We start from the raw sequence: 18228 nt of genomic DNA on the forward strand, positions 1-18228 counted from the left end.
AGGAGCAGAGCTTGCTCGCGAAGGCGGTGGGTCAGACGGCATTGATGTGGCTGACACTCCGCCTTCGCGAGCAAGCTTTGCTCCTACAAGGAAGGCGTTCAGCATGAGGGTTTAATAGTTAGCGAGCTATCGGAATGTTCAACGCGCCCCCACGCAGCTAGACTGTGGAGCTGCCGACCTCAGCCCTGGATGCCTGATGAACTTCCGTACCATTTTGATACTTGGCGCCCTGACCGCTTTTGGGCCGCTTGCAATCGACTTCTATCTGCCGGCGTTCCCGGCCATGGCGCTGGCGTTCGGCACCGATGAACAACACGTCCAACTGACGCTGGCGGCGTATTTTCTGGGTTTGTCCATTGGTCAGCTGATGTACGGCCCCGTGGCGGATCGGTTTGGCCGGCGCATTCCGTTGCTGACGGGCGTGGGTCTGTTCACCGCCGCTTCCTTGGCGTGCGCGTATGCGCCGAATCTTGAATGGTTGCTCGGCGCGCGTTTTGTCCAGGCGCTGGGCGGTTGCGCGGGGATGGTGATTTCCCGGGCGATTGTCAGTGACAAATGCGATGCGGTGGGGTCGGCCAAAGTCTTTTCCCAGCTGATGCTGGTCATGGGGCTGGCGCCGATTCTCGCGCCGATGCTCGGCGGATTGCTGGTCAACACCACGGGCTGGCAGTCCATTTTCCTGGCGCTGAGCGGTTTCAGTGCCTTGGCGGCGCTGGCCGTAGCGCTCGGTTTGCCGGAAAGCATGCCCGCGCATGTGCCACGTCAACCTCTGTCGGGCGCGTTGCGTCAGTACGGTCGCCTGTTGGCAGACCCGGTGTACCTCGGCCACGCCCTGACCGGTGGCATCGCCATCGCCGGGATGTTTGCCTACATCGCCGGTTCGCCGTTCGTCTTCATCAAACTCTACGGCGTACCGGCCGAGCATTTCGGCTGGTTGTTCGGCACCAATGCGGCGGGGTTCATTCTGGTTGCGCAGATCAACGCGCGGCTGCTGGCCAAGCGTGGCCCCGCGTTTTTGCTGGCGCGTACCGTGTGGATTTACCTGGCGGCCGGCCTGGCGCTGCTGGCCGTCAGTTCACTGCACACCGAGCAGTTATGGCCACTGTTGATTCCACTTTTTATCTGCATCGCCAGCCTCGGCTGCATTCTCCCCAATGCTTCGGCCTGTGCCATGAACGGGCAGGGCGCCCGCGCCGGGAGTGCGTCGGCGATGCTCGGGTGCCTGCAGTTCAGCGTCGCCGCCGGGGCTGCGTCGCTGGTGGGTATTTTGTACGACGGCAGCGCCGTGCCGATGGCGATGGTCATCAGCCTGTGCGGAATTCTGGTGGTGAGCGTGGCGATGCTCACCCGACGTTTGCAAAATGCCCGGGCGTTGGTGCAAGCCCAGGTGTGAGGCAGGTCTCAGCCGACAGCGCGCTGCTGTTGGGCGGGAATCTGATGAGGGGCAAGCAATCGTGCTTCGAGGGTTCGGGTGAAGGCGCGAGCTTCTGCTTCGCTACGGAACGTTACCGCGTGTTGGTCCAGGCGGACCTGCCACTGGGATTTTGCCAATTCTTTTATCAGGATCTTCATTGCTGACCTCCTCGGTTAAAAGATTGCATCGCAGAGTTCACGATTGTAGACCCGAATACGATCGCAATTATGACAACGGTCAACCTTCGGACTGACGGTGTCGTCCATTCGGACGACACTTGTATCAATCTGTTTCAGAAGCCTTCCAGCACAATCTTGCCCTTGGACTTGCCGCTCTCCAGCAGCTCATGCGCACGCCGCAGATTTGCCGCGTTGATAGTCCCGAAGTGCTCGCCCACCGTGGTTTTCAGTGTCCCGGCATCGATCAGCCCGGCCACGCGGTTGAGCAGTTTGTGCTGCTCGATCATGTCCGCCGTTTCGAACAGCGAGCGGGTGTACATAAACTCCCAGTGCAGGGACAGGCTCTTGCGTTTGAGCTTGGTCACGTCCAGCGCTTTCGGATCATCGATCAGCGCGAGTTTGCCTTGTGGTGCCAGGGCCTCGACCAATTGATCGAGATGCTGATCGGTCTGGGTCAGGCTGGCGACGTGGGTCACCTGCGCAACGCCTGCGCGTTTCAGTTCTTCGCCGAGCGGCTGGCTGTGATCGATCACCAGGTCGGCGCCCAACTCACGCACCCAGCTCTGGGTTTGCGCACGGGAAGCGGTGCCGATGACTTTCAAACCGGTGAGTTGACTGGCCAGTTGCGTCAGGATTGAACCGACACCGCCGGCCGCTCCGACGATCAGCAAATTCTGGCCTTCATCAGTGTTGCCTTCGCGCACTTGCAGGCGTTCGAAAAGCAATTCCCACGCGGTGATAGCGGTCAGCGGCAGTGCGGCCGCTTCGGCGTAACCGAGGGTTTTCGGCATATGGCCGACGATCCGCTCGTCCACCACGTGCAGTTCGCTGTTGCCGCCGGCGCGGGCAATCGAGCCGGCATAGAACACCTTGTCGCCGGTCTTGAACAACGTCACTTCGCTGCCGACTGCCTTGACCACGCCGGCCACGTCCCAGCCCAGCACTTTTGCCGCGCCGCCTTCGGGCTGGACGTTCTGGCGGACCTTGGTGTCTACCGGGTTGACCGAGATGGCTTTGACTTCCACCAGCAGATCACGCGGGCCGGCGACCGGTTCCGGCAGTTCGATGTCTTGCAGGGATTTTTCGTCGCTGATCGGCAACGAGGCGTAGTAGGCAATGGCTTTCATGAGGGATTTCCGAACAGTAATAGAGGAAGGGATCAAGCAACGGAGCGCAGGCGCTTGAGATCGAAGTGTTCGATCAGGTCGCCGGCCCGGGCGCGAAAGTTCTGGATGTGCGCGCTGGCGTCATGGGCTTGTAGCGCTTCGTCGCTGCTCCACTGTTCAATCATGTAGAAGGCCAGCGGATTGGCCAGATCCTGATGCAGGTCGTATTGACCGCAACCGACCTCGGCGCGGGTCGGCTCCAGCAGTGCACGCAAGTGTTGTTCGAGCGCGTCCTGTTGGCCGGCTTTGGCGATCAGGGTGGCAATGGCGGTAAAAGGCTGGGACATGGTCGACTCCGGGAGTGGTGTGATTTTCGATGCGACAGATGATTGGCTATTTCTCTACAAGATAAAACCCGCTAAAAGAGCAGTCTCTTTCAATATTTTTTTGATAATCGAGGCTGAAAATGCTGCGTTTCGATGACTTGCAGTTGTTCGTCCGGGCAGCGGACCTGGGCAGCCTGTCAGCGGCGGCGCGGGGAATGGACATGTCGGCGGCGGTGGCGAGTGCGGCGTTGAAGCGCATCGAACAGCAACTCGGCGCCCGGTTGCTCGCCCGTTCCACGCGCAGCCTGCGCCTGACCGCCGAGGGCGAAGGATTTCTCGAGTACGCCCGGGCCGCGCTGAGCAATCTCGATGAAGGTCGCCGTCTATTGGCCAGTGGTCAGGACCAGGTCAGCGGGGTGTTGCAGCTGTCGGCACCTTCGGATTTCGGTCGCAACCTGCTGCTGCCCTGGCTGGACGAGTTCCAGCGTGAACACCCGAAACTCACGGTGCGTTTGTTGCTGGGCGACCGCATCGCCGACCTGTTCCGCCAACCGGTGGACATTGCCCTGCGCTACGGTGAGCCGGAGGACTCGAGCCTGGTGGCGCTGCCCATCGCCCCGCACAACCGCCGCGTGCTGTGTGCCGCCCCGAGCTACCTGGCCCGGCATGGCGAGCCGCGGCAACTGGAACAACTGGCGCAGCATAATTGCTTGCTGTTCATGCTCGGAAGCCGGGTGCACGACCACTGGAGTTTTCACGACGGCAAACGCGAAGTCAGCCTGACCGTCAGCGGTGATCGTTTCAGTGACGATGCCGATGTGGTGCGTTTGTGGGCTGTGGCGGGTGCCGGGATCGCCTACAAATCCTGGCTCGATGTCGCCGCCGATGTGTTGGCCGGTCGCCTGAAAGTACTGATGCCGGAGCTGCTCTGTGAGCGCGCACCGCTGAATCTGCTGTGCGCCCATCGCGCACAATTGAGTAAGCCGGTGAACCTTTTGCGGGAAATGCTTGCCAGCCGATGTACTCATATAGGCGGTCAATTTCCCGTCTTGGCGGGTGTCGATCATTAGTCGCAGGCAAATAGCGAAATTTCCCTCAGGATCAATCACCACCAATGGTTTCCGGGGGGCAGGAACCGACGGGTAACGCGCTTATACTAGCGCTCGCCTCATGTACGCACCGTCGACCTCGCCATGGCGAGTCCGCGTTCGAGTCGGTCAGGCTCCACCGTCAATCGCCGGCCGTTGCAAGGTCCTCGAAGCAATGGCTTGTGTGAGTGGGGGCTTTGCCCGGTTTATGGCGGTTACCACGTCTTGGCCGACGACACATTACTGGTCAAGATGTCTCCGAGCAGTAGACGAAACGATTCAACAGGGAGTGAATACATGGAACATGCACCTTGCATCAGCCAGATAGCCACGTTGCTGGCTGACCCAAAGCGCAGCGCAATGATGTGGGCCTTGATGGATGGCGCTGCGCGGCAGACTGAAGAGCTGGCATTGCTGGCCCGCCTGTCGCCGTCTTCGGCCAGTGCACACCTGGGGCGTTTGTCCGCCGGAGGTCTGTTGAAAGTCGAAACCCGCGGCCGCAAGCGATTCTTCCGGCTGGCCGCCCCCGAAGTCGGAGCCGCGATAGAAGCGCTCGCCAGTGCGACGATCGCCAGCACACCTCGGGACATTCCCGATATTTTCAGCCGCACCCCCACCATCCCCAAACGTCAGGCCGCGCCCTCATCCTTGTTGCGCGCCCGGCTCTGCGACGATCATTTAGGCGGCACGCTGGCCGCCGATCTGTACCAGCGCTTGCTGGATGCGGGCTGGATCGAACAGTTCGATCATCGGGTGTCGATCACGCACAAGGGCGCCACGCAACTGGCGACACGTGGCGTTTTCGTCCAGGCGCTGGCGCAGAGCACCGGCCGAGCCGCCTGTGCCTGTCCTGACTGGAGCGAAAGACGTCCGCACATGGGCGGTTCACTGGGCGCGGCGTTGCTGCAGTTGTTCATGCAGTCCGGCTGGCTGAGCTTGCCGAACGATTCGCGCGCCTTGCATGTCACCGCGACGGGGCAGCGTGAAATCCACCGTTTTGCCAAGGAGACCGAGCTGGAAATGGCGTTGTAGACGCATCGGGATCGACGTCCGGGGTTTCGGGCGTCGTTCAGAGCTGTGGCCAGGTCGCATCCAGCAATAACCCCCGGCGGCCATCGCGCACACTCGATTCGGGACTTTCGAACGGGGGATGTGGCATGGAAACACGAGGCTTCAGCGCGGCAGAACGATTGGAACGGCTGCCCATCAGCGGTTATCACCGGATCATTTTCATCATCATTGCCCTGGCGTTTTTCTTTGACTCCATGGACCTGGCGATGATGACTTTCCTGCTCGGTTCGATCAAAACCGAGTTCGGCCTCAGCACGGCGCAGGCCGGGTTGCTCGCCAGTTCGAGTTTCTTCGGCATGGTCGTGGGCGCATCACTGTCCGGCATGCTGGCGGACCGTTTCGGCCGCAAACCGGTGTTCCAGTGGAGCATTGTGTTGTGGGGTATCGCCAGTTATCTGTGCTCTACGGCGCAGAATGTCGAGACGCTGACGCTCTTCCGTATCCTCCTGGGAATCGGCATGGGCATGGAGTTCCCCATCGCCCAGTCGATGCTTTCGGAATTGATTCCGGCGAAGAGGCGTGGGCGCTACATCGCGTTGATGGACGGTTTCTGGCCACTGGGGTTTGTCGCGGCCGGGGTGCTGTCGTATTTCCTGTTACCGGTGATTGGCTGGCGGGACATTTTTCTGGTGTTGGCGGTGCCGGCGGTGTTTGTCCTGGCGATTCGTTTTTTCATTCCCGAGTCACCGCGCTGGCTGGAACAGGCCGGGCGTGATGAGGCGGCGGACAAGGTCTTGCTGGGTATCGAAGCGCGGGTCCGGACATCCCTGGGTCGTGCGGATTTGCCTGAGCCGATCCGCTTGCCGCGTGTGGCAAGTACGCCGGGCAACTTCTTTTCGGCTTTGCAGCAGATCTGGTCGCCGCTGTATCGCCAACGCACGATGATGATCTGGAGCGTCTGGTTCTTTGCCTTGCTGGGTTTCTACGGGTTGACGTCGTGGCTCAGCGCGCTGCTGCAGCAGTCAGGTTTTGCCGTGACCCAGTCGGTGTATTACACCGTGCTGATTTCCCTCGGCGGGATTCCCGGTTTCCTCATGGCCGCTTGGCTGGTGGAACGCTGGGGACGTAAACCGGTGTGCGTGGTGACGTTGCTCGGCGGCGGGGTGATGGCGTTTCTTTACGGTCAGAGCGCGGTGTTTGGCGGCAATGTCGGCTTGCTGATTACGTCGGGGCTGTTGATGCAGTTTTTCCTGTTCGGCATGTGGGCGGTGCTCTACACCTACACGCCGGAGTTGTACCCGACGTCGGCGCGGGCCACGGGTTCCGGTTTTGCGTCGGCGATTGGCCGCGTGGGTTCGTTGCTCGGGCCGTTGGTGACCGGGCTGGTGTTCCCGATGACCGGGCAGGGTGGCGTGTTCGCGCTGGGGGCGATGTGCTTTGCGATTGCGGCGGGGGTGGTGTGGGTGTTCGGGATGGAGACGCGGGGCAAGACGCTGGAGGAGTTGAGCGAGGCCGTGGGTTAGATTGGAGACCGCGTTATCGTTCTTCACGGGCAAGTCGAATCGTCGCACCGCTCGCTCCTACAAGGTCCATGCGAAACCTGTAGGAGCGAGGCTTGCCCGCGAAGGCGGCTTTATGGTTTTACCAACCGTGCATCCAGGCTGTTTTGCGCCAACCGCTTGGCCTGATCCTGGGTCATGCCCAGATCGGTATACAGCGCATGGAAGTTCTCGGTCACATACCCGCCGAAGTACGCCGGGTCATCCGAGTTCACGGTGACTTTCACGCCGCGCTCAAGCATGTCGAGAATGTTGTGCTGTGACATGTGATCGAACACGCAAAGCTTGGTGTTGGACAACGGGCACACCGTCAACGGAATCTGCTCGTCAATGATCCGCTGCATCAAACGCTCGTCTTCGATGGCACGCACGCCATGGTCGATACGCTGGATTTTCAGCAGGTCGAGGGCTTCCCAGATGTATTCCGGCGGGCCTTCTTCACCGGCGTGAGCGACGGTCAGGAAACCTTCGTGACGGGCACGATCAAACACTCGCTGGAACTTGCTTGGCGGGTGACCCATTTCCGAACTGTCCAGGCCGACGGCCACAAACGCTTCGCGGAACGGCAGCGCCTGGTCGAGGGTCTTCTGCGCTTCGTCTTCGCTCAAGTGACGCAGGAAGCTCAGGATCAGACCGCTGGTGATGCCCAGTTGCTGCTCGCCGTCCTTCAGCGCGGCGGCGATGCCGTTGAGCACCACTTCGAACGGGATGCCACGGTCGGTGTGGGTCTGCGGGTCGAAGAACGGTTCGGTGTGGATCACGTTCTGCGCCTTGCAGCGCAACAGGTACGCCCAAGTCAGGTCGTAGAAATCCTGGGAGGTACGCAGCACATCGGCGCCCTGGTAATACAGGTCGAGAAACTCTTGCAGGTTGTTGAAGGCGTACGCCTTGCGCAGGGTTTCGACGTCGCTCCACGGCAGGGCGATCCGGTTGCGTTCGGCCAGGGCGAACAGCAGTTCGGGCTCGAGCGAACCCTCGAGGTGCAGGTGCAGTTCTGCCTTGGGCAGGGCGTTCAGCCAATCGTACATTGTTGAAATCTCATCAGGTGCAATGACGGCATTCTACAGATGCTCGCTGCAACAATTGTTAAAACCTGACCAAGAGGTCCATCAACCTGCAGCCATCCACGGGTGCGCTAAGGTGTAACGAAACGTTAGCGCCGCTCCGCAGTCAGTAGCTCATCACGCTGATTCCGCTCCATTCGGCAAAAAGGCCTGCAATGCTCACACTCCTCAAGCAAGAAAAGTTTCTGCTGCTGGCCCTGATTGCCGCCTTCATCGCTTACCCGATGGAACACTGGATGCTGCACAGCGGCCAGCCCATCGCCCTGTCCGCCGGCCTCGTGCTGATCGCCTTCATCGTCGCTGCGTCCATGCGCGTCGCCCATCACGCCGAGCTGCTGGCGGAAAAAGTCGGCGACCCCTACGGCACAATGATCCTGACCCTGGCAGCGGTACTGGTGGAAGTGGTGATCCTGGCGATCATGATGAGCAACGAAGCCTCACCGACGCTGGTGCGCGACACGATTTACTCGGCGGTCATGCTCGATATCAACGGCATCCTCGGCCTCGCGGCGTTGATGGGCGGGATCAAGCATGGCGAACAGTCCTACAACGATGACTCGGCGCGCAGCTACAGCGTGATGATCCTCACCGCCATGGGCGTTTCCATGGTGGTGCCGGAGTTCATTCCCGAGGCGAACTGGAAGCTGTATTCCGCGTTCACCATCGGTGCGATGGTCGTGCTTTACACCCTGTTCCTGCGCATGCAGGTCGGGCCGCACAGTTATTTTTTCAGCTACAGCTACCCGGAAAAACGCCGCAAGAAAGTCCCGGAAGAAGAACCTGAACCGGTCAATCTTGTGTTGAGTATCGGGACGTTGGTGTTTGGTGTGGTGGTGATCGGCGCATTGGCCGAGGTGATGTCCAAGACCCTCGACCTGGGACTGGAAGGGACGGGCGCACCGCCAGTGATCACGGCGATTCTGGTGGCGGCGATTTCCGCGGCGCCAGAGATTCTGACGGCGTTGCGCGCGGCGCTGGCCAACCGCATGCAGTCGGTGGTCAACATCGCCATGGGTGCATCGCTGTCGACGGTGATCCTGACGGTGCCGGTGATGGAAGCTATGGCGCTCTACACCGGCCAACCGTTTCAGATGGCGATGACGCCGGTGCAGACGGTGATGATCTTCCTTACCCTGATCGTTAGCGCGATCAACCTCAACGATGGCGAAACCAATGCCATCGAAGGCATGACCCACTTTGTACTGTTTGCGACGTTCATCATGTTGTCGCTGCTCGGTCTTTAAAAGCTTCGCGGGCAAGCCTTGCTCCTACAGGTCCGACGCGTGACCAGTAGGAGCTAGGCTTGCCCGCGAAGGCGTCCGATCAGACGCCCGCGATCAACTGCCGAGCCGCCTGGCTGTGATCCGCAATCAACCCCTTCAGATCCAGCCCCTCAACCTGCCCGTCAATCACTCGCCACTTGCCACCCACCATCACCCGATCCGCCCGGTCCGCGCCGCACAACAGCAACGCCGACACCGGATCATGACTGCCCGAGAAGCGCAGCTCATCCAGCTTGAACAACGCCAGATCCGCCTGCTTGCCCACCGCCAGCTCACCAATATCGGTACGCCCGAGCAAACTCGCCGAGCCTTTGGTCGCCCAACCCAGCACCAGTTCCGGGGTGATTCTCTCGGCGCCATAACGCAGCCGCTGAATGTAAAGCGCCTGACGGGTTTCGAGCATCATGTTCGACGCATCGTTGGACGCCGAACCGTCCACACCCAGCCCCAGCAATGCGCCGGCGGCGGTCAGGTCCAGTGTCGGGCAAATGCCGGAGGCCAGGCGCATGTTCGAGCTCGGGCAATGGCAAATGCCAGTGCCGGCCGCGCCGAGGCGGGCGATTTCGTCAGGGTTGAAGTGGATGCCATGCGCGAGCCAGGTGCGCGGGCCGAGCCAGCCGACGCTGTCCAGGTAATCCACGGTACGCAGGCCGAAGCGCTGCAGGCAGAAGTCTTCTTCATCGAGGGTTTCCGCCAGATGGGTGTGCAGGCGCACATCGAGTTTGTTCGCCAGTTCGGCGCTGGCCGACATGATTTCCGGGGTCACCGAGAATGGAGAGCACGGCGCCAGGGCGATCTGGATTTGCGCGCCATCGCCGCGTTCGTGGTATTCGGCGATCAGGCGCTGACTGTCGTCGAGAATCACTTCGCCCTCCTGCACGGTTTGCTGCGGTGGCAGGCCGCCGTCCTTTTCGCCGAGGCTCATGGAACCGCGCGTGAGCATGGCGCGCATGCCGAGTTCGCGGACGCTCTCGACTTGCACGTCGATCGCATTTTCCAGGCCTTGCGGGAACAGGTAATGGTGATCGGCCGCTGTGGTGCAGCCAGACAACAGCAACTCCGCCAGCGCGACTTTCGTGGCGAGGGCGAGCTTTTCAGGGGTGAGTCGCGCCCAGACCGGGTACAGGGTTTTCAACCACGGGAACAACGGCTGATTGACCACCGGCGCCCAGGCGCGGGTCAGGGTTTGATAGAAGTGGTGATGGGTGTTGATCAGCCCCGGCAGGATCACATGCTCGCGGGCATCGAACACTTGCCCGCAAGGCGAAGAAGGTTGCTGGCCGGCGGCAAGCACTTCGACGATCAGACCGTCTTGCACAACCAGGCCGCCACGGGCATCGAGGCCATTGGCAGTGAAGATCGCAAGGGGATTTTTTAACCAGGTACGGGTCGCAGGCATGTTGGCCGGCTCCTCTGAAAGTGGGTTCAGGTTAGCCAGCTCAGTGATTACCCTGTCTGCTGATCCAGGGTCGCCGCGGGGGACGAGGTGCGGAGTTTCAAACAAAAAGAGTTTACGGGCAAGCCCGGCCCGACAGGACGACGCTAATCCCAGCGTGGAATGAAACCCTTGTGGGAGCGAGCCTGCTCGCGATGGTGGGTCAGCCGCATTGATGTCGACTGACACTCCATCGCGAGCAGGCTCGCTCCCACATTGGATTTGTGTTGGTTACCAGGGAATGGTCTCACCCTTGTAATTCACAAAGTGATGCCCACCCTTGCCGACATACGCATTCACCTGATCCACCAACCCCCGTGTACTGGTTTCCACATCGATATCAGCGCCTTCGCCGCCCATGTCGGTTTTCACCCAGCCCGGATGCAGCGACAGCACGGTCAGTTTCTGCTCGCCCAATTGCGTCACAAAGCTATTGGTCATGGAGTTCAATGCCGCCTTGCTCGCCTTGTACAACGCCAGCTCCGGTGCGTCCGGCATGGTCACGCTGCCGAGCACCGAACTCATGAACGCCAGTACGCCGCTTTCCGGGCGAATTTGCCCGACAAAACGTTGTGCCAGATTGATCGGTGCCACTGCATTGGTGAAAAACAACTGGCCCACTTCAGCCAGCGTCGCGCCGCCCGGTGTCTGTACTTCCGGCCCCTTGACCCCGGCATTCACGAACAACAGATCAAACACTTCGCCCTTGAGTTGCTGACTCAGCGCGATGACTGCCTGCTGGTCATCCATGTCGAGTTTTTCGATCCGCACCTTGCCCAATGCCTGCAAGGCGTCGGCATTCTGCGGGTTGCGCACGGTGGCGGTGACTTGCCAGCCGTCGGCCAGCAGGGTCTTCACCAGACCGAGGCCCAGGCCCCGGGAGGCGCCGATGATGAGTGCGGTTTTTGCCTTGGACATGAGTGGCTTCCTTGAAAAATGAGGGTCACGGAGTTAACGGACAACGTTGCCCGAGCCGTTGTTGCAACTCGTGTCGCAGCGCGCCCAGTTCATCCATTCGGGTTTCGATCAGTTTGAGTTTGTCTTGCAGCAATTGCGTGACGGCGCTGTCCGGGTCAGGCGACTGCCACAACGCGGCGACGCTGCTGCCGATTTCGCCCAGGGTAAAACCCAGCCGTTGAGCGGTCTTGATGTACAGCACCAGCTGCACCACGTCCGGCGGATAGTCGCGATAACCGTTGGCGCTGCGTTGCGCGGCGATCAATCCGCGTTGTTCGTAGAAGCGCAGCGTGTCACGGCTGACGGCGCTGGCCTGGGCTAATTCACCGATACGCATCCTGACGTCTCGAGAGGGGCTTGACCCTGGAGCATACTCCAGGCTTTAGCCTTGTTGCTCCCTGAATTTATGGAGCAATGCCGATGTGGACTTCAACGCAATATCGCCGGTTGGTGCGTGGCAGCGCCTGGTATGACTTGATCGTGACGGCGGCGTTTGTCACGCCGTGGACATTTGCGGCGTTGCACGGCGTTTTGACAAGTGTGAGCCGGGCGTTCGACTTGTCCGGAGAACTGCCGGCGTTTGAGCCAATGCACATGCTGATGGCGAACCTGTTGGGATCGATTGTGTGCATTTGGGCCGTGCTGCGAATTCGTGATCCGCAGCAGGTGTTTGGTCGGTATGACGCCGTGGGCCGATTTCTGTTCTCGGCTTGGCAGCTCTATGCCTTGTTGCATGGCGCCAGTTCGCTGTTGGTGATTTTTTTGTTTTTTGAATTGGCGTGGGGCGTGGTTCAGGTGTTGCCTGTGGATAAAACAAGTAGCTGGCCATTGAGACAGGAAATCTGAAAATCCGTGGCGACCAAGGCGTTTGGGACGCCGCCTCGCCACCTTTCGATTTCCATCAGGCACCACTTGAGGGCGAAGCCGTTGATCAGGCTCCGCTTTTGCTCATCAAGGTTTGGTCAAAAAACGAGCAACCCATTGCAAGCCATGCCGGACATGGGGCCGCGACAGCCATGAACGGGTTATCCACAGATTGCTCCACAGTATTTGTGCGCAAGCTCAAAGCTCGGGCATAAGCACTGAGCGGCTTTCTTCTAAAGGTGATAACCCACTCTAACTTATTGTTTTTACGTGGATTTAGTCATGGTGATGGCAAATTGAGCGAAAAATGAGCAATGCCCGCAAAGCCGCATGACAGAAGGGTTACAGCGGTATGTGCTCAGGTTATCCACAGCCGGGTGCACAGTAGATGTGGGCAACTGCGACAGTTAGACGAAAGGGCTGTGTACGTTGTTGGTGCGATCAGCGCTGCAACAGAATGCGCCCGCGACTCAAATCCGCAAGCTGGGTTTGCAGGGTTTCGATCTGCGCTTCGCCCATCGCCAATTGCAGCTCTACACCGTTGGCCGTGAACGTTTCTTCTACAACCAGCCCGCCAAGTTCCGCCACCCGAAGTTTCACCAGCGTCAGTTCAGCAAACCCGCAGGCGCAACTCACCGGCACTCGGCTGATCAGCTCTATTTTCGGCGCGGCTTGCAGGCACTTGTTGGCGCCGCCGCCATATGCCCGGGCGAGCCCACCGGTGCCGAGTTGAATGCCGCCATACCAACGGATCACCAGCACGGCGACCTGATCGCAATCCTGAGCATCGATCGCCGCCAGAATCGGTCGGCCAGCCGTACCGCCCGGCTCGCCATCATCGGTGCTGCGGTATTGAGCGCCGAGCTTCCATGCCCAGCAGTTGTGCGTGGCATTCAAATCACTGTGCTGTTCGATAAACGCCTGGGCTTCAGCAGGGCTGCTGATCGGCGCGGCGAAGGTGATGAAACGGCTTTTGCGAATCTCTTCGCGGTATTCGCAAAAGCCGCTGAGGGTAAAAGGCATAAGAGTCTTAATTAGCTGGAGTCAGGCCGCAGCCCTTGAGAATGATGCGGATCAGGTTGTTGCCGGCGTCCTCCATGTCTTGCTTGGTCAACTTGGTACGGCCGCTGACCCGGCAAATTTGCGTGGCGAAATCGGCGTAATGCTGGGTGCTGCCCCACAACAGGAAGATCAGGTTGACCGGGTCGACAGGGTCCATTTTGCCGGCGTCGATCCACGCCTGGAATACCGCCGCCCGGCCCTGGAACCAGACGCGGTAGTCCTGGTTGAAATACTCGGTCAGGCATTCGCCGCCGCTGATCACTTCCATCGCGAAGATCCGCGAGGCTTGCGGTTGGCGGCGGGAGAATTCCATCTTGGCGCGGATGTAGCGCGTCAGCGCTTCGGCCGGATCATCCTCGGCGGTCAGGGTATTGAAGGTGCTGTCCCACAACTGAAGGATGTTGCTCAGCACCGCCACGTACAACCCCAGTTTGTTGGTGAAGTAGTAATGCAGGTTCGCTTTGGGCAACCCGGCATTCAGGGCGATGGTGTTCATGCTGGTGCCTTTGAACCCGTGTCGGGCGAACTCGTCTTCAGCGGCTTTGATGATGGTCTCTTCGTTCTTCTGACGAATGCGGCTGGCGGGTTTGCCGCCGTGAGCGGGGACTTCAAAGGTCATAAGCACTTCCGGACAGGTGGGTGGGTGCAACCAGTGCGTTGATAGCGCACCCATGGGGATCCGACAAGTCCTGACGCAATAAAACCTGAACGCCACAACCCCTGTAGGAGCCGAGCTTGCTCGCGAAGGCGGTGTGTCAGCAGTATTAATGTCGACTGACACACCGCGTTCGCGAGCAAGCTCGGCTCCTACAGGTTTCCATCGCTTTCAGCGTGTCGCGGCCAGGCTTTCGAGGAAGCTTTCAAGCACCAAATGCGGGCGACGGCCCTTGCGTGTAACCGATGCGAGGCTCAGGTCATAGAAGCGCGCTTTAGGTTTCAGTGCGCGCAACCGACCTTGTTGAACCCAGAGGCTGGCGTAGTGATCGGGCAGGTAGCCGATATAGCGTCCAGTGAGAATCAGGAATGCCATGCCTTCGCGGTCCGAGGCACTGGCGGTGCAGTTGAGGGCCTGGTAATGCGCCTGGATTTCGGCGGGCAAGCGGAAGGTCGGGGCGATGGCGTCCTGGCTGTTGAGGCGTTCATCGTCCAGTTGTTTGTCGTCGACGTAGAACAAAGGATGACCGACCGCGCAATACAGCAGCGAACGTTCGCTGTAGAGCGGCTGGTATTCCAACCCCGACAGCACGCTCGCCTGGGGAACCACACCGACATGCAAACGACCGTCGAGCACACCTTGTTCGACTTCGTTGGGCGCGATCATGCGGATCTGAATCTGCACGTCCGGTCCGCGTTCCTTCAATTGCGCCAGGGCGTGGGTGATGCGCATGTGGGGCAGGGTGACGAGGTTGTCGGTCAGGCCGATGGTCAGTTCGCCGCGCAGATGTTGGTGCAGACCGTTGACTTCGGTGCGGAAGCTTTCCAGTGCACTCAAAAGTTGTAATGCCGACTGGTAAACCTCGCGACCTTCCTCCGTCAGGGAAAAACCGGCGCGACCGCGTTGACACAGGCGCAGACCGAGACGCTGTTCCAGGTCGCTCATCTGCTGGCTGATCGCCGAGCGACCGATGCCGAGCACCGATTCGGCTGCGGAGAAACCGCCGCATTCCACCACGCTGCGAAAAATACGTAGCAGGCGGATATCAAAGTCGCTGACTTGTGCCAGCGGATCGGGGCGACGGCTGCTCATGCATTAATTACTCAAAGTTTAGTAACGGCCTGACTGAACGTTACAAAAGTTGGATTTCACCGACTTTATCCCCGTGGCAATTTAGCTGCAAGAACGCTTTTCATCTCCACGCCGCTTATTGCCCTGCGAGGTTTTGCCCATGAACTTGCCCGAAAATGCCCAGTCTCCTCTGGCCAGCCAGTTGAAGCTCGATGCTCACTGGATGCCCTACACCGCCAACCGGAATTTCCAGCGCGATCCGCGACTGATCGTGGCGGCTGAAGGGAGTTGGCTGACGGACGACAAGGGCCGCAAGGTCTACGATTCGCTGTCCGGTCTGTGGACCTGCGGCGCCGGGCACACGCGCAAGGAAATCCAGGAAGCGGTTGCCAAGCAGTTGGGCACCCTCGATTACTCGCCGGGCTTCCAGTACGGTCACCCGTTGTCGTTCCAGCTGGCCGAGAAAATCACTGACCTGACGCCGGGCAACCTGAATCACGTGTTTTTCACCGACTCGGGTTCCGAGTGTGCGGATACCGCGGTGAAGATGGTTCGCGCTTACTGGCGCCTGAAAGGCCAGGCAACCAAGACCAAAATGATCGGCCGTGCCCGTGGCTACCACGGTGTGAACATTGCCGGCACCAGCCTCGGCGGCGTGAACGGCAACCGCAAGATCTTCGGTCAGGCGATGATGGACGTCGATCATCTGCCGCACACCTTGCTGGCGAGCAATGCCTATTCCCGTGGCATGCCGAAAGAGGGCGGTATCGCCCTGGCGGACGAGCTGCTCAAGTTGATCGAACTGCATGACGCTTCGAACATCGCCGCTGTATTCGTCGAGCCAATGGCCGGTTCCGCTGGCGTTCTGGTTCCGCCTGAGGGCTACCTCAAGCGTCTGCGCGAGATCTGCGATCAGCACAACATCCTGCTGGTGTTCGACGAAGTGATCACCGGTTTCGGCCGTACCGGCTCGATGTTTGGCGCTGACAGCTTCGGCGTGACCCCGGACCTGATGTGCATCGCCAAGCAAGTCACCAACGGCGCGATCCCGATGGGCGCAGTGATTGCCAGCTCCGAGATCTACCAGACCTTCATGAACCAGGCGACGCCTGAGTACGCGGTGGAATTCCCGCACGGTTACACCTACTCCGCGCACCCGGTGGCTTGCGCCGCTGGCCTGGCAGCCCTCGACCTGCTGCAAAAGGAAAACCTGGTGCAGAGCGTGGCCGAAGTCGCGCCGCATTTCGAAAATGCGCTGCACGGCCTGAAGGGCTCGAAAAACATTATCGACATTCGTAACTACGGTCTGGCCGGTGCGATCCAGATTGCCCCGCGTGATGGCGACGCCATTGTGCGTCCGTTCGAAGCGGGCATGGCGCTGTGGAAAGCCGGGTTCTACGTCCGCTTCGGCGGCGACACCCTGCAGTTCGGCCCAACCTTCAACAGCAAGCCGCAAGACCTTGATCGTCTGTTCGACGCGGTCGGCGAAGTGCTGAACAAAATCGACTGATTTTCCCTTCTATATACAGGTGCCCTTTGCAGGGCGCCTGTGGACAACTTTTCAGGAGCCCCGCATGAGCCTTATCCCGCATTTGATCAACGGCGAACTGGTGACCGAAGACGGTCGCACGGCCGACGTGTTCAACCCGTCCACTGGCCAGGCGATCCACAAGCTGCCATTGGCCAGCCGCGAAACCATTCAAAAAGCCATCGATTCGGCCAAGGCTGCGTTCCCGGCCTGGCGCAACACGCCACCGGCCAAACGTGCGCAGGTGATGTTCCGCTTCAAGCAATTGCTGGAGCAGAACGAAGCGCGTATCGCGCAATTGATCAGCGAAGAGCACGGCAAGACCCTGGAAGACGCTGCCGGTGAGCTGAAGCGCGGTATCGAGAACGTCGAGTTCGCGTGCGCAGCGCCGGAAATCCTCAAGGGTGAATACAGCCGTAACGTCGGCCCGAATATTGATGCCTGGTCGGACTTCCAGCCGTTGGGCGTGGTTGCCGGGATCACTCCGTTCAACTTCCCGGCGATGGTGCCGCTGTGGATGTATCCGCTGGCGATCGTCTGCGGCAACTGCTTCATCCTCAAACCGTCCGAGCGTGATCCAAGCTCGACGCTGCTGATCGCTCAATTGTTGCTGGAAGCCGGTCTGCCGAAAGGCGTGCTGAGCGTTGTTCATGGTGACAAGGCTGCAGTGGACGCGCTGATCGAAGCGCCGGAAGTCAAAGCGTTGAGTTTCGTTGGCTCGACGCCGATTGCCGAATACATCTACGCCGAAGGCACCAAGCGCGGCAAACGCGTTCAGGCACTGGGCGGCGCGAAGAACCACGCGGTGCTGATGCCGGATGCAGATCTGGATAACGCCGTCAGCGCACTGATGGGCGCGGCTTACGGTTCTTGCGGTGAGCGTTGCATGGCGATCTCGGTGGCCGTGTGCGTCGGTGATCAAGTGGCAGATGCGCTGGTGGCCAAACTGACTCCGCAGATCAAGGCGCTGAAAATCGGTGCGGGTACTTCTTGTGGTCTGGACATGGGGCCGCTGGTTTCCGGTCAGGCTCGCGACAAAGTCAGTGGCTATATAGAAGACGGCGTCTCTGCCGGTGCTTCTTTGGTGGTTGATGGTCGTGGTCTGAGCGTGGTCGGTCATGAGGAAGGGTTCTTCCTGGGCGGTTGCCTGTTCGATAACGTCACGCCAGAGATGCGTATCTATAAAGAAGAGATCTTTGGTCCTGTGCTTTGTGTCGTCCGGGTGAACAGCCTGGAAGAAGCGATGCAACTGATCAACGATCACGAGTATGGCAACGGTACCTGCATCTTTACCCGTGATGGGGAAGCGGCGCGGTTGTTCTGCGATGAGATCGAAGTCGGCATGGTCGGCGTCAACGTGCCGTTGCCGGTGCCGGTGGCTTATCACAGCTTTGGCGGCTGGAAGCGTTCGCTGTTCGGTGATCTGCATGCGTATGGCCCGGATGGCGTGCGCTTCTACACCCGTCGCAAAGCTATTACGCAGCGCTGGCCGCAGCGTGCGAGCCATGAAGCGTCGCAATTTGCGTTCCCTAGCTTGTAAGTAGAAGGGAAGAAGGCCGAGCCCCTTGGGGCGCGGCCTTCGTGTTTCTGGGCTTTTTGACCTATATGACAGAAATGTGAAATTAA

The 18228-nt window shown here is 59.9% G+C and carries 18 protein-coding genes; 8 read left to right on the forward strand and 10 right to left on the reverse strand.

From position 1 onward, the window contains the following. The first annotated feature begins 196 nt into the window (after positions 1 to 196). A complete protein-coding gene (locus KJF94_RS29920; RefSeq protein ID WP_214380506.1) occupies positions 197 to 1393 on the forward strand; it encodes a multidrug effflux MFS transporter in 1197 nt (398 codons plus the stop codon). Between the two features lie 8 nt (positions 1394 to 1401). Here the strand turns inward: KJF94_RS29920 and KJF94_RS29925 are convergent, their stop codons facing one another. The 3 genes from KJF94_RS29925 to KJF94_RS29935 form a co-directional block, all read right to left on the reverse strand. Further along, positions 1402 to 1572 (reverse strand): hypothetical protein, encoded by a 171-nt coding sequence (locus KJF94_RS29925; protein WP_214380507.1) that lies wholly within the window; start codon positions 1570 to 1572, stop codon positions 1402 to 1404. Positions 1573 to 1706: 134 nt separating this feature from the next. Further along, positions 1707 to 2720, reverse strand: a complete 1014-nt coding sequence (locus KJF94_RS29930) for a zinc-binding alcohol dehydrogenase family protein (RefSeq protein WP_214380508.1) — start codon at positions 2718 to 2720, stop codon at positions 1707 to 1709. Between the two features lie 32 nt (positions 2721 to 2752). Then, positions 2753 to 3046, reverse strand: coding sequence for a putative quinol monooxygenase (locus KJF94_RS29935; protein ID WP_214380509.1), 294 nt, complete (start codon positions 3044 to 3046; stop codon positions 2753 to 2755). Positions 3047 to 3165: 119 nt separating this feature from the next. Here KJF94_RS29935 and KJF94_RS29940 point away from each other — a divergent pair, with 119 nt between their 5' ends. From KJF94_RS29940 to KJF94_RS29950, 3 genes are all read left to right on the forward strand, one after another. Further along, the gene (locus KJF94_RS29940) at positions 3166 to 4095 is read left to right on the forward strand and encodes a LysR family transcriptional regulator (protein WP_214380510.1); all 930 of its coding nucleotides are present in this window, start codon (positions 3166 to 3168) and stop codon (positions 4093 to 4095) included. A gap of 315 nt (positions 4096 to 4410) precedes the next feature. After that, a complete protein-coding gene (locus KJF94_RS29945) occupies positions 4411 to 5145 on the forward strand; it encodes an ArsR/SmtB family transcription factor (RefSeq protein ID WP_214380511.1) in 735 nt (244 codons plus the stop codon). A 125-nt stretch (positions 5146 to 5270) separates the two neighbouring features. Continuing rightward, on the forward strand, positions 5271 to 6647 hold the full coding sequence (locus tag KJF94_RS29950) for an MFS transporter (RefSeq protein WP_214380512.1): 1377 nt from the start codon (positions 5271 to 5273) through the stop codon (positions 6645 to 6647). Positions 6648 to 6757: 110 nt separating this feature from the next. Here KJF94_RS29950 and KJF94_RS29955 read toward each other — a convergent pair whose 3' ends face one another. Further along, positions 6758 to 7711 carry an adenosine deaminase gene (locus KJF94_RS29955; RefSeq protein WP_214380513.1) on the reverse strand — a complete coding sequence of 318 codons (954 nt, stop codon included), beginning with the start codon at positions 7709 to 7711 and terminating at the stop codon, positions 6758 to 6760. Positions 7712 to 7902: 191 nt separating this feature from the next. On the opposite strand from KJF94_RS29955, the gene KJF94_RS29960 reads away from it, so the two are divergent. Beyond that, the gene (locus KJF94_RS29960) at positions 7903 to 8991 is read left to right on the forward strand and encodes a calcium:cation antiporter (protein WP_214380514.1); all 1089 of its coding nucleotides are present in this window, start codon (positions 7903 to 7905) and stop codon (positions 8989 to 8991) included. Positions 8992 to 9070: 79 nt separating this feature from the next. Here the strand turns inward: KJF94_RS29960 and KJF94_RS29965 are convergent, their stop codons facing one another. The 3 genes from KJF94_RS29965 to KJF94_RS29975 form a co-directional block, all read right to left on the reverse strand. Beyond that, complete coding sequence (locus tag KJF94_RS29965) at positions 9071 to 10429, reverse strand: 8-oxoguanine deaminase (RefSeq protein WP_214380515.1); 1359 nt, start codon at positions 10427 to 10429, stop codon at positions 9071 to 9073. 267 nt (positions 10430 to 10696) lie between these two features. Continuing rightward, on the reverse strand, positions 10697 to 11383 hold the full coding sequence (locus KJF94_RS29970; RefSeq protein WP_214380516.1) for an SDR family oxidoreductase: 687 nt from the start codon (positions 11381 to 11383) through the stop codon (positions 10697 to 10699). Positions 11384 to 11408: 25 nt separating this feature from the next. Further along, on the reverse strand, positions 11409 to 11759 hold the full coding sequence (locus KJF94_RS29975; RefSeq protein WP_214380517.1) for a MerR family transcriptional regulator: 351 nt from the start codon (positions 11757 to 11759) through the stop codon (positions 11409 to 11411). 83 nt (positions 11760 to 11842) lie between these two features. Here KJF94_RS29975 and KJF94_RS29980 point away from each other — a divergent pair, with 83 nt between their 5' ends. Next, positions 11843 to 12268, forward strand: coding sequence for a hypothetical protein (locus KJF94_RS29980; RefSeq protein WP_214380518.1), 426 nt, complete (start codon positions 11843 to 11845; stop codon positions 12266 to 12268). 459 nt (positions 12269 to 12727) lie between these two features. On the opposite strand, the gene KJF94_RS29985 is transcribed toward KJF94_RS29980, so the two are convergent. From KJF94_RS29985 to KJF94_RS29995, 3 genes are all read right to left on the reverse strand, one after another. Beyond that, positions 12728 to 13309 carry an IMPACT family protein gene (locus KJF94_RS29985; protein WP_214380519.1) on the reverse strand — a complete coding sequence of 194 codons (582 nt, stop codon included), beginning with the start codon at positions 13307 to 13309 and terminating at the stop codon, positions 12728 to 12730. Between the two features lie 7 nt (positions 13310 to 13316). Further along, the gene (locus tag KJF94_RS29990; protein WP_214380520.1) at positions 13317 to 13967 is read right to left on the reverse strand and encodes a TetR/AcrR family transcriptional regulator; all 651 of its coding nucleotides are present in this window, start codon (positions 13965 to 13967) and stop codon (positions 13317 to 13319) included. A 207-nt stretch (positions 13968 to 14174) separates the two neighbouring features. After that, on the reverse strand, positions 14175 to 15095 hold the full coding sequence (locus KJF94_RS29995) for a LysR family transcriptional regulator (RefSeq protein ID WP_214380521.1): 921 nt from the start codon (positions 15093 to 15095) through the stop codon (positions 14175 to 14177). A 139-nt stretch (positions 15096 to 15234) separates the two neighbouring features. Here KJF94_RS29995 and aptA point away from each other — a divergent pair, with 139 nt between their 5' ends. Continuing rightward, positions 15235 to 16584, forward strand: a complete 1350-nt coding sequence (gene aptA / locus KJF94_RS30000) for an omega-aminotransferase AptA (protein ID WP_214380522.1) — start codon at positions 15235 to 15237, stop codon at positions 16582 to 16584. 64 nt (positions 16585 to 16648) lie between these two features. Continuing rightward, positions 16649 to 18142: a CoA-acylating methylmalonate-semialdehyde dehydrogenase gene (locus KJF94_RS30005; RefSeq protein ID WP_214380523.1), complete on the forward strand. Its 1494-nt coding sequence runs from the start codon at positions 16649 to 16651 to the stop codon at positions 18140 to 18142. Positions 18143 to 18228: the final 86 nt, after the last annotated feature.

Source organism: Pseudomonas hormoni (assembly GCF_018502625.1).
Classification (GTDB): Bacteria; Pseudomonadota; Gammaproteobacteria; order Pseudomonadales; family Pseudomonadaceae; genus Aquipseudomonas; species Aquipseudomonas hormoni.

What these genes read in the sequence shown, in the direction of transcription:
- KJF94_RS30005 (WP_214380523.1), top strand. Translation starts at nt 16,649, where the DNA reads ATGAGCCTTATCCCGCATTTGATCAACGGCGAACTGGTGACCGAAGAC.
- KJF94_RS29935 (WP_214380509.1), bottom strand. Translation starts at nt 3,046, where the DNA reads ATGTCCCAGCCTTTTACCGCCATTGCCACCCTGATCGCCAAAGCCGGC.
- KJF94_RS29960 (WP_214380514.1), top strand. Translation starts at nt 7,903, where the DNA reads ATGCTCACACTCCTCAAGCAAGAAAAGTTTCTGCTGCTGGCCCTGATT.
- KJF94_RS29945 (WP_214380511.1), top strand. Translation starts at nt 4,411, where the DNA reads ATGGAACATGCACCTTGCATCAGCCAGATAGCCACGTTGCTGGCTGAC.
- KJF94_RS29940 (WP_214380510.1), top strand. Translation starts at nt 3,166, where the DNA reads ATGCTGCGTTTCGATGACTTGCAGTTGTTCGTCCGGGCAGCGGACCTG.
- KJF94_RS29925 (WP_214380507.1), bottom strand. Translation starts at nt 1,572, where the DNA reads ATGAAGATCCTGATAAAAGAATTGGCAAAATCCCAGTGGCAGGTCCGC.
- KJF94_RS29970 (WP_214380516.1), bottom strand. Translation starts at nt 11,383, where the DNA reads ATGTCCAAGGCAAAAACCGCACTCATCATCGGCGCCTCCCGGGGCCTG.
- aptA (WP_214380522.1), top strand. Translation starts at nt 15,235, where the DNA reads ATGAACTTGCCCGAAAATGCCCAGTCTCCTCTGGCCAGCCAGTTGAAG.
- KJF94_RS29930 (WP_214380508.1), bottom strand. Translation starts at nt 2,720, where the DNA reads ATGAAAGCCATTGCCTACTACGCCTCGTTGCCGATCAGCGACGAAAAA.
- KJF94_RS29975 (WP_214380517.1), bottom strand. Translation starts at nt 11,759, where the DNA reads ATGCGTATCGGTGAATTAGCCCAGGCCAGCGCCGTCAGCCGTGACACG.
- KJF94_RS29965 (WP_214380515.1), bottom strand. Translation starts at nt 10,429, where the DNA reads ATGCCTGCGACCCGTACCTGGTTAAAAAATCCCCTTGCGATCTTCACT.
- KJF94_RS29990 (WP_214380520.1), bottom strand. Translation starts at nt 13,967, where the DNA reads ATGACCTTTGAAGTCCCCGCTCACGGCGGCAAACCCGCCAGCCGCATT.
- KJF94_RS29920 (WP_214380506.1), top strand. Translation starts at nt 197, where the DNA reads ATGAACTTCCGTACCATTTTGATACTTGGCGCCCTGACCGCTTTTGGG.
- KJF94_RS29995 (WP_214380521.1), bottom strand. Translation starts at nt 15,095, where the DNA reads ATGAGCAGCCGTCGCCCCGATCCGCTGGCACAAGTCAGCGACTTTGAT.
- KJF94_RS29950 (WP_214380512.1), top strand. Translation starts at nt 5,271, where the DNA reads ATGGAAACACGAGGCTTCAGCGCGGCAGAACGATTGGAACGGCTGCCC.
- KJF94_RS29985 (WP_214380519.1), bottom strand. Translation starts at nt 13,309, where the DNA reads ATGCCTTTTACCCTCAGCGGCTTTTGCGAATACCGCGAAGAGATTCGC.
- KJF94_RS29955 (WP_214380513.1), bottom strand. Translation starts at nt 7,711, where the DNA reads ATGTACGATTGGCTGAACGCCCTGCCCAAGGCAGAACTGCACCTGCAC.
- KJF94_RS29980 (WP_214380518.1), top strand. Translation starts at nt 11,843, where the DNA reads ATGTGGACTTCAACGCAATATCGCCGGTTGGTGCGTGGCAGCGCCTGG.